We start from the raw sequence: 13,472 nt of genomic DNA on the forward strand, positions 1-13,472 counted from the left end.
TTTTTTGTAGTTATTGTATAGTTTTATGATGCCCACATGAAATATCTGGTAAATAATCGTAAAATGTAACTATTATAAACACTAATTAATGTGTATAATTTCATATATTAATTTAGACTAATTATAACCACAGCTCAAAAGCAAAAAAAGCACTCAACAATTCCGCTATTTCCAGAATCACCGAGTACCTAATTACTAATGGCCTATTTAATCACTTATATCTGTTTAATTATTTATCTCTTGCTATTAATTACACCACAAATCATTTCAAATGAATCCTTTCAAAATCCTTAACGGCAATTGGTCTGCCAAAATAGAATCCCTGGATAAAATCAACCCCTATTTCTTTAAGGAATTCATATTGCTCGACTTTTTCAACACCCTCAACACAGATTTTTGTACCAATCGTCTTAGATAATTCAACAATCAATTTAACGAACGCTTGCGCATAATCATCTTCTAATATATCATCAATAAATGTCTTATCTACTTTGATAATATCAAGTGGTAGCTGTTTGATGTAATTTAGCGATGAGTAGCCTGTCCCAAAATCATCCAACGCAATTCCAATGCCAAGTGCTTTTATTCCTTTAATAATCTTCATGACGCGTTCCATATCATTAATTGCAAATGTCTCTGTAATCTCAAGAACAATATTTTTAGGATTCACTCCTGTCACATCAATCATTCGACTTATATTTTCAACAACATTCTTCTGAAGCAATTGCACAACCGAAAGATTAATGTTAACTCTAAAATCTGGATGACCTTTTTCATTCCATTCTCGGCATTTTTTGCAGGCCGCCTCTAAAACATAATCTCCAATATAGGTGATTAATCCCAGATACTCCGCTAGCGGAATAAACTCTCCAGGTGCCATAAAACCTAATGCTTTACTGTCCCATCTAACAAGTGCTTCACAAGAAACACACTCCCCAGTAAATGTATCAACAACTGGCTGATAGTAAACCACAAATTCAGTACATTCTGAAGCAACAGCTAATCTCATGTTATTTTCGATATCAAGACGCTTCGAGGAATTACTGTCATTACCTTCATCATAATAAGTATATCTGTTCTTACCGCTCTTCTTTGCTTCATACATAGCGATATCTGCTTTTTTGATAAGTTCATTCACATCTGTTCCACTATATGGGAACACAACAATTCCCATACTCATAGTACAATAATATTCAGTTTCCATGAGGTACCAAGGTTTATTAAATATTGTTGTGACCTGCATGATAATATTGTCTATATTTTCGTATAGCTCAGGCAAAATGATAATAATAAATTCATCACCGCCCATTCTATAACAATTTCCACGAAGTCCAGGTATGCTTTGAAGCCCTGCTGCAATCTGCTGTAAAAGTATGTCCCCAAACTGATGACCAAGTCCGTCATTGATATGCTTAAAATCGTCTAAATCTATAAACAAAACAGCACCAATTGCGTTTTCCTTTATAGCACTTTTGATTATTTTTTGCAAATCGTTCTCACATCTCATTCTATTGTATAGCCCCGTTAAGAAATCATTATGAGCTTGATATTCTATCTTTTGCTGATTCTTTTTTTTCTGTGTAATATCCATTGCTGTGCATATTATAACCCGGCTTCCGTCAATCCAAGTCAAATCAGCGAATTTGATTTCAAACCAAAGTCCAGACTCTGAATCATAATATTCTGTAGCTCTCCCATTGTAAACAAAATCCGCATCGAAAAAATCTTCAATTCCAGCTTTCATGGAACGTCTTATTTCTTGTGACTCCTGTGCAATTCTATTTTCAAAAAGGACTGTTGCATTGTCTTTGTTACATACAATTATTCCACTTCCAATATTACTAAGTATTTCTTTTAACACCTCGTAGGACGATAACAAAGAATTACCAGTTATTTTTTTTTGTGCAATGCTTTGAATTATAATCGAGATATCATTAATAAATTGAATCTGCAACTTATCCCACTCAATTGCTCTTTCGCTGTCAAAGATAGCAAAATACATTGCAATTACACCATTAATCACTATTGGTACAGTAACGCAAGTTTTTACACCTAACATATCCATAATTTTTTTATATTTATCATCTACCAAAATATCATTCAATATAAGAACATCATTACGGCATATTGTAAACTTAGAAAGTGGTCTGTCATTAATCATCAAATTCCGACCTACTTTTGATTTATAATCAACAATTGTGCTAATCAATGTTCCATTCGGATTGATTTGTAGTAAACAAGCATTCGTTGTATTTAAATATTCTTCCGCCTTTCTAAAAATGAATTCTACAATATCTGTAAATGATTCATTTGATTCAAGCATCTGAACTATATCAGTGAGGACTTCATCCTTCTTACTATTCTCTGTCAAAACGTCACCTCAAATTTATATTTTATGTTTAGTAATTTATCAAACTTATAAAATAACATATACATTGCCATTATACCCTAATCTAGTATATTTGTGAACATAAAAATCATGATATAGATATAAATATTATTATTTTTCATATTTTAATTGAGAAATCACCAATATCATGTTAAAGTAAGTATATGTAATTTTACTAATTAATATATTTTGGAGGCATTTATGGATGTAATTCGTTATACAACAATACTAAAAGCAAGCGGTGCTGAATATAAAAAAATAGTGTTTTGGAATAGATTTCTTAGAAACAAACTGGAACCAATCATTTCAATTATTCCAGCTCTTACAAGTATTGTGTTTTTATTCTTGGGATTTTATAATCCATTTTTTATAATTGCATATATTATATTTTGTGTTTATCCATTTTTTATATATACACAATTTAGAAGTGCTGTGAATTATCATCTAAAACATAGAGATCAGTCAGAAACTGCTCCTTGTGAGATAACTTTCATGGAAAATGGTATCCTCGCTGAAATCAATGAATATGACCTGCGATATCTATATCACTGGAATGATTTCACAACTATCTATGACAAGTATGGTTACTATATGATGTTCAAAAAAGGTGAAATGCTTGTTATGCTTCGCAAAGCAGATATCCCTGCTGAACTTCAAAAACCAGTAAAACAGTTTATGTCTAACAATGTAAATCAAAATGAGTGCGTGCTCCCATTTTAGGAATCATATAAGAATGGGCTGTTGCAAAATAACTAATTACTAGATTAGTTATTTTTGCAACAGCCCATTTTTTTACAGCATAAACTTACTTATAACTTCTTTTCCCATAAAGTAGCTAATTCCTAAGCAGTTGATAATAATTCCACTTGCATCTAATTCCTCTATTAGATCAACTAATTCCTTAAAGTTAAATAGCATTGTTTCATTTTTTCCTATATAGCATTTGTCTAATTCAAAGCCATCTGTAAATGCAGGAATTGCAATTACTGGTTTCCCATCTTTAGATTCTACTTTGTCACTAAGGTCGATAAAAGGATGCATTATCTGAACTTCTTCATCAGTCTCAGTTTTGGTACAAGGAACCATAAACTCTGCATTTTGAATATTTTTGATCATGTTTTCTTGTCTTGACTCTAGCATATTAATTCTTGCAGTAATATCAACTTTCTTTCTAAATTCCTGAAAAAATGAAATCATTGTTTGCTGTAATGCTGGATTTGTTATGTAATTCTTATCAAAAAATTCTAGATATGAGTATAATTCTTCACGTGCAACTACAAATGGTTCACATTTACCATCTATAAAACGAATTGATTTGTAACCATTTCTATACATATGACTTACTTCATTCTTAAATTTTTGACTATCAACATCTATAATTGTTATCTTAAATCCAGCCTTTTCAAGTTTTTCTATAATTTCTTTGTGGTTGACATAATCAAACAATACTAACATGTCTTTATCTAATTCATATGGATAACCTGTCGAATCGCAATATACAACCCATAATCTATCTGCCTTCTTAATCTTATCAATTACAACCGGACGGAACTTATCAATAACTTGTGCGAAATAATTAGCATCCGTATCTTTCCCTATTTCATTTGCTTTAAGAATACAATTATTTAAAATATCTGATTCTAAATAAATACTATCTGATAAAGATAAATTCTTCATCAGATTCGTACCATTATCTTTGTCTTCCACCATATGTTTTATTAATTCTTGTGCTCTTTTCTGATTCATAATTCTCCTCATTTCTGTGTATCTTTCAAAAGCTTTCAGCGTGCATAGCATTCTTGCAAGCGAATCTTTGATTCGCTTTATTCATACTTTCTATAGAATATCACATTTTTTTATGCATCGCAATGATAATTACAGATGTAATCGCCTTATGCTATCTCCTTAGGTGACCGTCTTAAACCAAAAAGGATGAATTGCAAGCTTGCTTGCAATTCATCCTTCCTACTATAAGCATTCCTCAATTCGTAATATTTATAGTTTAGAAATATCAACCATTGATAATGTTTTATTGTTCTGCGCATGCTCAAGACTTGTAAGCAATGCATTCACTGTATCAAGACTTGTTAAGCAGTGAATTCCCGTTTCAATTGCATAACGTCTAATAATAAAGCCGTCCTTTGCTTTATCTACACCATTCGAAGGAGTGTCAATTACAAGGTCAATTTTGTGTTCAAGAATTAAATCAAGAAGTGTTGGTGCTTCCTGCTCTGCTTTATTGACTTTGATTGCAGTTACTCCACCATCATTAAGGGCTTTCGCAGTACCTCTTGTCGCAAATATCTTGTATCCAAGCGCTTCAAATCTTCTTCCAATTTCAATAATATCTTCTTTGTCTTCATCTTTAACAGTAATGATAACCTGTTTGTACTTTGGAAGGTTAATTCCAGCTCCCTGAAAGGCTTTATATAGCGCTTCATTGAAGTCTTTGGATATACCAAGACATTCGCCTGTTGATTTCATTTCTGGCCCTAGGCTGATATCAGCGCCTCTTATTTTTTCAAAAGAGAATACAGGCATCTTGATTGCGATGTGATCTGATTTCTTTTGAAGTCCAGGTGTATAACCTAAATCCTTAATTTTATTTCCAACGATAACTCTTGTTGCAAGTTCTACAATAGGAATACCTGTTACTTTACTAATGTAAGGAACCGTACGACTTGAACGAGGGTTTACTTCAATTACGAATACTTCTTCATTCGCTACAATAAATTGAATATTAATAAGGCCCTTTACATGAAGTGCTTTTGCAAGTCTTCTTGTATATTCTACGATTGTATCTATTGTTTTTATCGATAGGGTCTGTGCTGGATATACGGAGATACTATCTCCTGAATGGATACCAGCTCTTTCGATATGCTCCATAATTCCTGGTATGAGGACATCTTCTCCATCACATACTGCATCCACTTCAACTTCTTTACCTACTAGATATTTATCTACAAGTATTGGATGCTCTTGCTGAATTCTATTGATAATTTCCATGTATTCTGTAACATCTTCATCTGAAATAGCAATCTGCATACCTTGTCCACCAAGTACATAAGAAGGTCTAACAAGTACTGGATATCCAAGTCTATTCGCTACTTTGATTGCTTCTTCGCAGGTATATACTGTACCACCTGCAGGTCTTGGAATTTCACATTCTTCAAGTATTTTATCAAATAATTCTCTATCTTCTGCTGCATCAACGTCTGCTGCGCCTGTACCAAATATAGGCACGCCCATCTTCATTAAGCTTTCCGTCAACTTAATTGCAGTTTGGCCACCAAACTGTACTACTGCACCATCTGGCTTCTCTCTTTCAACAATGCTTTCAACATCTTCTGGAGTAAGTGGCTCAAAATATAACTTATCTGCAATATCAAAGTCAGTACTTACTGTTTCAGGATTGTTATTGATAATAATTGTTTCGTAGCCTTCTTTTTTAAATGCCCAAGTACAATGTACAGAACAATAATCAAATTCAATTCCTTGTCCAATACGAATAGGTCCTGAACCAAGCACTAAAACTTTCTTTTCTGGCTTTGTTTCAACTGCTTCATTTTCTCCGTCATAGCATGAATAGTAATAAGGTGTGGAAGCTTCAAATTCGGCTGCGCAAGTATCAACCATCTTGTATGCTGCTCTGATGTTATATTCATTTCGAAGCGTCTTAATCTCTTTCTCAGTCTTACCTGTAAGATTACCAATTACAGTGTCTGGGAATTCAATTCTTTTCGCTTCATATAATAATTCTTTTGTAAGTGGCTGTGTTTTAAGTGTTTTTTCCATCTCAACGATAATTGCAAGCTTGTCTATAAACCATAAATCAATTTTCGTGATTTCATGCATGATTTCAGGATCCATACCTCGTCTTAAAGCCTCAGCAACAACCCAGATTCTTCTATCATCAATGACTGCAAGTTGTTCTTTCAATGCTTCTTCTGAAAGAGCTGTGAAATCATACGACATCAAGCTATCAACATGTTGTTCAAGTGAACGGATTGCCTTCATGAGAGCGCCCTCAAAGTTCGTACAGATACTCATAACTTCACCGGTTGCTTTCATTTGAGTTGTAAGCGTTCTCTTTGCTGTAATAAACTTATCAAATGGAAGTCTTGGAATCTTTACTACACAATAATCTAGTGCAGGCTCAAAACTTGCATAAGTCTTTCCTGTAATTGTATTTGTAATTTCATCAAGTGTATATCCAAGTGCAATCTTAGCTGCAACCTTGGCGATTGGATAACCAGTTGCCTTGGAAGCTAGTGCTGAAGAACGGCTAACTCTAGGATTCACTTCAATTACGCAATACTCAAAACTTGTTGGGTGAAGTGCGTATTGGACATTACATCCACCAGTGATTTCAATTTCATTTATGATATTAATCGCTGAAGTTCTAAGCATCTGATATTCTTTATCGGAAAGTGTCTGTGATGGTGCGACAACAATACTGTCCCCTGTATGAACGCCAACAGGATCAAGATTTTCCATATTACATACAGTAATACAGTTTCCGTTACTATCTCTCATTACTTCGTATTCGATTTCTTTCCAGCCTGCAATACATCTTTCAACTAAAACCTGACCAACACGGCTTAGACGAAGTCCATTTGCAAGGATATCCTCTAATTCCTCAACGGTTTCAGCGATACCACCGCCACTGCCACCAAGTGTATAAGCAGGTCGAAGAACAACTGGATAACCAATTGTTTCAGCAAATGCTACACCATCTTGAACATTTTCAACAACAAGTGATGGTGCACAAGGCTCACCGATTTTTTCCATCGTTTCCTTGAACATCAGGCGATCTTCTGCCTTCTTAATTGTAAGTGCTGTAGTACCTATTAAGTTAACGCCATGTTTTTTAAAGAAGCCTGATTCCTCAATCTCCATTGCAAGATTAAGTCCAGCCTGTCCACCAAGTGTAGGTAACACGCTATCTGGCTTTTCTTTTAATATGATTTGCTCAACCATCTGAGCTGTAAGTGGTTCAATATATACCTGATCAGCAATATCTCTATCCGTCATAATTGTAGCTGGATTAGAGTTAACCAAAACGACTTCAATTCCTTCTTCTTTCAGAGAACGACAAGCTTGTGTTCCTGCATAATCAAACTCCGCTGCCTGACCAATTACAATTGGGCCAGATCCAATCACTAAAACTTTTTTAATACTATTATTCTTTGGCATGTGCTATTTCACCTCCATCATATTTATGAAACGGTCAAATAAATATGCTGTATCTTGTGGACCTGCACAAGCTTCTGGATGGAACTGAACTGTGAAAATGTTCTTTCCAATATATTCAAGACCTTCGTTTGTCTTATCGTTAACATTCACGAATGCAGGTATTACAACATTTGCATCCAATGTACCTTCATCTACTACGTAACCATGGTTTTGTGATGAGATGTATACTCTACCAGTTTGTAAATCTTTGACTGGGTGATTTGCACCTCTATGTCCATATTTTAATTTATGTGTATCTGCTCCAGTTGCAAGCGCCATAAGTTGATGTCCAAGGCAAATTGCAAAAATTGGGACATTACTATTATATAGTTTCTTAATTTCTTCAATTATTTCAACACATTCTTTGGGATCTCCAGGTCCATTTGTAAGCATAATTCCATCTGGATTAGATTTCAGAATTTCCTCTGCACTAGTACGTGCCGGATAGGTTGTAACCTCACATCCTCTTTTGTTAAGGGAACGTGCAATGTTATTTTTAGCACCGAAATCCATCAGTGCAACTTTCTTGCCTTCGCCGCAAAGAACTGATTTTTCTTTACAAGTAACTTTTTCAACAACCTTCGTTGCCTTAAACGCTTTTATTCTAGGAATAACTTCATTCAAACTATAATTCTCATCAGTCGTAATCATACCGTTCATCGTTCCCTTTTCCCTAAGTATCTTAGTAAGGGCTCTTGTATCTATTCCACAGATACCTGGAATATCATTATCTTTCAGGAAATTTTGAATTGTGTCATCACTTCTGAAATTGCTAGGAACTCTAGAAAGTTCTCTTACAATATATCCATCTGGCCACGCTTTTAATGACTCCATGTCTTTATGGCAAATACCGTAATTTCCGATTAATGGATATGTCATTGTTACAGCTTGACCTGCATAAGATGGATCTGTTAATACCTCCAAATACCCAGTCATTGATGTGTTAAATACGATTTCACTGATAGTTTCTCTGGTTGAGCCTATACTAGACCCTTCAAATACAGTTCCATCTTCAAGTATCAAATAAGCATTCATGAATTCCACCTTTATTCCCTTTCGATTGTTGTACTTCCTAAAATTACTCAAAAAAAAAGACAAACGCGCAGTTATGTCCTCTTTCTCGATTTGATAAATTCTATCATATTCCAAGGTTTTTTTCAAGGACTTTATTTAAACCTTTGCAAAAATATTAATAGGCCATATACTGCTATGGTGATTTTTTATATAAAAACCCTTTTGTCCTACTAAGTTCTATTTTATCTTCGCCTCTTTGTATGATATATATTATATCTGAATCTTTTAAATTATAATCTTTTACTTTTAATAAATCACCATTAATTACTTCTGTGCTATACTCTTTTCCATTTACCATTACAACACTAAAATCGTTAAAATTAGAGCCTTCTATACAAAAATAATCTTTATAATTATAAGCTTTCTCAACTGAAATCTTGTTAGTACCCATCTGCAATATTGTTGGTTTAAATGGATTAATACCATTATAAGCATCACAATCTCCATATAACAAATCATATTCCAACAATTTTAGATCTTTCAAATAATTTGCTGTCCCCATTTGTTTTTGATGAAACTTTGTTACAATACCTTCTGTAATACCAATCTTATCAAGTACATGAGCTGACAATTGGTAAGCTTGTAAGCTCAAATCTCTTCCTGGCAAACCATAATTATCCCATATAACATACTGTGTTTGATAGATATCTGCATTTTTTAGATTTTCATTTTCAAATGAGAATCCTGGCAAATGATCACCATACAGCACTAGTATTGTTTTTTCATCTCTTTTGCTTAATTCGTCAGTGAGTTCTTTAATAAATGTATCCATTTCATTTAATTGATTGATGTAATAATCAAAAGCTTGTGTTGCATCAAGATCAAAGAATCCTTGTGCAGTAATTTTAGGGGTGAAGCCGGCTGGAAAGGTACTTGGGTAATCCCCATGTCCTTGCACAGAAATTGAATATACATAATCTTTCGTTTGGGTCGAATCCAATGCCTGCGTAATCTGACTAGTAAGAATCTTATCCTTAGCCCATCCAGTTGGTGTCTTTTCAGTAACATTCATAAATTCAATAGAAGTAAATGTATCATATCCCAGATTAGCGAACACTTTATATCTATCATAAAAAGTTGCATCATTATTATGAATTGCTTCAGCCGTGTATCCAAGTTTTTTGAGATTGTATGCTGTTGATTCACAAGCAGTACTTTGCATTACCGTTCTATAAGGATATTCGCCAGGTCCAAAATCATCAATATTCATTCCTGTCTGAACTTCGAATTCAGTATTCGCTGTCCCTGCGCCAACGCAAGGAACCCATAAATATCCACAAGAGTAATTTTTAATTAATTCTTCAAAGTTAGGTACTGGATTTTCGGAAAAAGTAACTCCCTTAATTAGGTTAGGATCCATAAATGACTCTAACTGTAAAAATATAATGTTAGGTTGCTCATTTTCTTTTTCAGTACTATTACTCTCAATCTGCGCTTTTAACTGCTGTATACTTTCAACACTATAATTATCTGGTTTACTAATGCCTCTACTAAGTACACTACATGAAAAACAATAAGCAAATCCATATTGTTTATATGCATTTCCTAAATTTCCAAAATTATCTTCCAACATACTATTTAAAAGTAAAGCATTCGTTGCCAAGGTTAAGCCCGCAGCCATAATTCCAAACTTTGCAGCACTTCTAAAATAATTCATCTTACCTTTATATATCGGTGACTTGAACCACCAAATAACAAGAGCCACAATCACCAAAACAATCCCCAAAATAGTCGCTCCAATTTGAAAAGTGTTCATATATATTGGAATAATCTTAATCGCATCCTTAATCAGATACAAATCCATTGCAGTAAACGGAGTCTTTCTTGCTGCTAAAACAACAAAATCAGTAATTCCACAAGCTAACCACAATACGCTAACTAGTGTATATGTAAATATCTTTTTTTTAATTAACAGTGCCAAAGAAAGTGTAGTCATAATTATAAATGCATTATAAATAAATATAATAGGATTCGTAAATGGTGTTAATACTCCCATCAAACTTCTTCTGCTTAAACATTCAATTATCAAATTCAATATAATTCCAATTAATGCAATTTGCAGTAATTCAGATTGCAACTTTCTTTTGACAAATGGTTTCAATTTTTCTTTCACACTTACTCCAATTCATAAATTCAAGTAGATTTAAATATTATTTATTACTACTTGCTTTTTCTTTTTTAATGATTTCTAGTTCAGCTCTTGTTTTTTCTTTTATTTTAGCAGATGCTGATCTCGAACTTAATACTGCAAAAGCAAATTTTTCTGCATTTTCATAATCCTGGCACCTTCTTGCTAAATCAGACAACATATAATTCACGGTTGTCTCATCCATACCACAGATAGGAGGCATCTCTTTCTCAATTGCTTTGAAAAATCCTTCATATGCATTCTTCGTAAACATTAATTCATTGATTGCATATTCTCTTGCTACTTTCGCATAATCTTCCGTATCTTTTGATAGTGATTCAATTTGGGCACGATATAGCCATGCGATTTTCAAACATATAAAAGCTCTTTCGCTTAACTTTGAATGTTTAACTACACCATTGTAAAGTGCCAATTTATATCTTTGTAAAGCAGCAGGGTAAGAATATTCTCCAAGTTCATTGGTGATTCCTTTAAAGGTGTTGCAGATGTTTTCTTTAACATCTTTGATTTGTCTTGAAGATATACTATTAAAATTTCTCATGAGTTCAGCATAACCACAGTGAAGACATACAACCGCATCGTATTTAACAGTATCCACGCCTTCATAACGAGGGCGTAAATCACTATCTGTACCAATAAACCGAGGTTTTCCTATCTTAACTTGTTTGGTCTTGAAGGACTTATCGCATACTGGGCATGTCATCGTTTTTTCAAACAAGAAATCAGATTCTTTTTGTTCAGATACAGTCGATTCTTCTATCTTCGTTTTTAGACGACTATCCCCTTTTTCTTCCCCAAAAATATCAACGCCATTCGTTTTCGTTATTCCTAGTTCTTCTAATCCAAATAATAAATTATCCATTTGCTGATATTCCTTCCTGAATTACTAATTTATTTTAAAGGAGCTCTTTAGTGAAACAATTCTGTTAAAAACAAGGCTTTCTGGTTTTGAATCTTTAGAATCAACACAAAAATAACCATTTCTTACAAACTGGAATTTTTCTTCGCTCTTGGCTTTCGCAAAATCAGGTTCAACAAAACAATCTTTTAATATTGTTACCGAGTTCGGATTAATGTTGATTGACCCATCATCGTTATATACACCTTTTTCTTCATCAATAATATTTTCATATAATCTTACTTCAGCTTTTAGTGCTTGCCCCGCTGATAACCAATGAATGGTACCTTTTACTTTTCTTTCCGTAAAGTTAAGACCATTCTTCGTTGCTGGATCATAAGTGCAATGAACCTCTGTGACATTACCATTCTCATCTTTTATAAAACTTTCACACTTTACAAAATATGCATTCATAAGCCTCACTTCATTACCTGGAAATAATCTGAAATATTTCTTAGGTGGCTCTTCCATGAAATCATCTCTTTCAATATATAACTCTTTACTAAATGGTACTTTTCTTGAACCAAGTTCTTCATTTTCCTGATTATTCAAAACATCAAAATATTCTACTTGACCTTCTGGATAATTATCAATGATTAACTTGATTGGATCAAGAACTGCCATCATTCTATTTGATTTTAATTTCAAATCTTCACGAATGCAATATTCAAGCATTGGGTATTCAACAGAACCTTGGCTTTTCGTAACACCAACTAATTCAACAAACATCTTAATTGACTCTGGTGTAAATCCTCTTCTTCTAAGTGCACTAAGTGATACAAGTCTTGGATCATCCCATCCGTCAACAATACCCTCTTCAACGAGTTTTTTAATATATCTTTTACCGGTAACAACATTTGTTAAATATAGCTTCGCAAATTCAATTTGTTTCGGTGGATTCTCATATTCTAATTCTCTTACTACCCAGTCATATAATGGTCTGTGATCTTCAAATTCCAAAGTACAAATAGAATGTGTAATTCCTTCAATCGCATCTTCAATTGGATGTGCGAAATCATACATTGGATAGATGCACCAAGCATCCCCTGTTCTGTGATGTGTTATATGGGCAACTCTATAGATAATTGGATCACGCATATTAATATTAGGTGAAGACATATCAATCTTTGCTCTAAGCACTTTTTCTCCATCAGGGAATTTGCCATCTTTCATATTTTCAAAAAGTTCAAGATTTTCTTCTATTGAACGATTTCTATAGGGGCTGTCCATTCCTGGTTCTGTAAGTGTTCCTCTATATTCTCTCATCTGACTTGCTGTTAAATCACATACATAAGCTTTTCCTTTTTTAATAAGTGTAACTGCAGCTTCATACATCTTAGGAAAATAGTCAGAAGCAAACAATACTGGTCCTTCCCACTTTGCTCCAAGCCAGGAAATATCAGTTAAGATAGAATCAACAAATTCTTCTTTTTCCTTTGTAGGATTCGTGTCATCAAATCTCATGTTGAACTGTCCATTATATTTGACAGCTAGTCCATAGTTAAGTAAAATTGACTTCGCATGTCCTATATGAAGATATCCATTCGGTTCTGGTGGAAAACGAGTCTTTACAACCTCGCAATGTCCTTCCTCGATATCCTTATCAATAATCTGCTCTATAAAATTCTTTGAAGTAGTTTCCAATTCCATCTATAAATCCTCCTGCAATACGTTTTTCTAATTATTCACTTTCAAATTCAAAATAAACACATATAACGACTTTAAAT

8 protein-coding genes are annotated in these 13,472 nt (G+C 33.6%); 1 reads left to right on the forward strand and 7 read right to left on the reverse strand.

What is annotated here, in order from left to right; all coding sequences use genetic code 11:
* Nucleotides 1-262: 262 nt before the first annotated feature.
* Nucleotides 263-2,371, reverse strand: a complete 2,109-nt coding sequence (locus BMY18_RS05190) for a sensor domain-containing phosphodiesterase (protein WP_242940965.1) — start codon at nt 2,369-2,371, stop codon at nt 263-265.
* Between the two features lie 219 nt (nt 2,372-2,590).
* On the opposite strand from BMY18_RS05190, the gene BMY18_RS05195 reads away from it, so the two are divergent.
* Nucleotides 2,591-3,109 (forward strand): hypothetical protein, encoded by a 519-nt coding sequence (locus BMY18_RS05195; protein ID WP_242940966.1) that lies wholly within the window; start codon nt 2,591-2,593, stop codon nt 3,107-3,109.
* 72 nt (nt 3,110-3,181) lie between these two features.
* Here the strand turns inward: BMY18_RS05195 and BMY18_RS05200 are convergent, their stop codons facing one another.
* The 6 genes from BMY18_RS05200 to BMY18_RS05225 form a co-directional block, all read right to left on the reverse strand.
* Nucleotides 3,182-4,135 carry an SseB family protein gene (locus BMY18_RS05200; protein ID WP_170841304.1) on the reverse strand — a complete coding sequence of 318 codons (954 nt, stop codon included), beginning with the start codon at nt 4,133-4,135 and terminating at the stop codon, nt 3,182-3,184.
* Nucleotides 4,136-4,384: 249 nt separating this feature from the next.
* Entirely contained in the window at nt 4,385-7,585 is a 3,201-nt protein-coding gene (gene carB / locus BMY18_RS05205; protein WP_092451295.1) for a carbamoyl-phosphate synthase large subunit, read from the reverse strand.
* A 3-nt stretch (nt 7,586-7,588) separates the two neighbouring features.
* A complete protein-coding gene (locus BMY18_RS05210) occupies nt 7,589-8,659 on the reverse strand; it encodes a carbamoyl phosphate synthase small subunit (protein WP_092451297.1) in 1,071 nt (356 codons plus the stop codon).
* A 172-nt stretch (nt 8,660-8,831) separates the two neighbouring features.
* On the reverse strand, nt 8,832-10,811 hold the full coding sequence (locus tag BMY18_RS05215; protein WP_092451299.1) for an LTA synthase family protein: 1,980 nt from the start codon (nt 10,809-10,811) through the stop codon (nt 8,832-8,834).
* A 37-nt stretch (nt 10,812-10,848) separates the two neighbouring features.
* The gene (locus BMY18_RS05220) at nt 10,849-11,709 is read right to left on the reverse strand and encodes a DUF2225 domain-containing protein (protein ID WP_092451301.1); all 861 of its coding nucleotides are present in this window, start codon (nt 11,707-11,709) and stop codon (nt 10,849-10,851) included.
* A gap of 24 nt (nt 11,710-11,733) precedes the next feature.
* Complete coding sequence (locus BMY18_RS05225; protein ID WP_092451303.1) at nt 11,734-13,395, reverse strand: glutamine--tRNA ligase/YqeY domain fusion protein; 1,662 nt, start codon at nt 13,393-13,395, stop codon at nt 11,734-11,736.
* Between the last annotated feature and the right edge of the window lie 77 nt (nt 13,396-13,472).

This window comes from [Clostridium] fimetarium (assembly GCF_900111235.1).
Lineage (GTDB): Bacteria > Bacillota > Clostridia > Lachnospirales > Lachnospiraceae > Clostridium_N > Clostridium_N fimetarium.

What these genes read in the sequence shown, in the direction of transcription:
- carB (WP_092451295.1), bottom strand. Translation starts at nt 7,585, where the DNA reads ATGCCAAAGAATAATAGTATTAAAAAAGTTTTAGTGATTGGATCTGGC.
- BMY18_RS05220 (WP_092451301.1), bottom strand. Translation starts at nt 11,709, where the DNA reads ATGGATAATTTATTATTTGGATTAGAAGAACTAGGAATAACGAAAACG.
- BMY18_RS05200 (WP_170841304.1), bottom strand. Translation starts at nt 4,135, where the DNA reads ATGAATCAGAAAAGAGCACAAGAATTAATAAAACATATGGTGGAAGAC.
- BMY18_RS05195 (WP_242940966.1), top strand. Translation starts at nt 2,591, where the DNA reads ATGGATGTAATTCGTTATACAACAATACTAAAAGCAAGCGGTGCTGAA.
- BMY18_RS05210 (WP_092451297.1), bottom strand. Translation starts at nt 8,659, where the DNA reads ATGAATGCTTATTTGATACTTGAAGATGGAACTGTATTTGAAGGGTCT.
- BMY18_RS05225 (WP_092451303.1), bottom strand. Translation starts at nt 13,395, where the DNA reads ATGGAATTGGAAACTACTTCAAAGAATTTTATAGAGCAGATTATTGAT.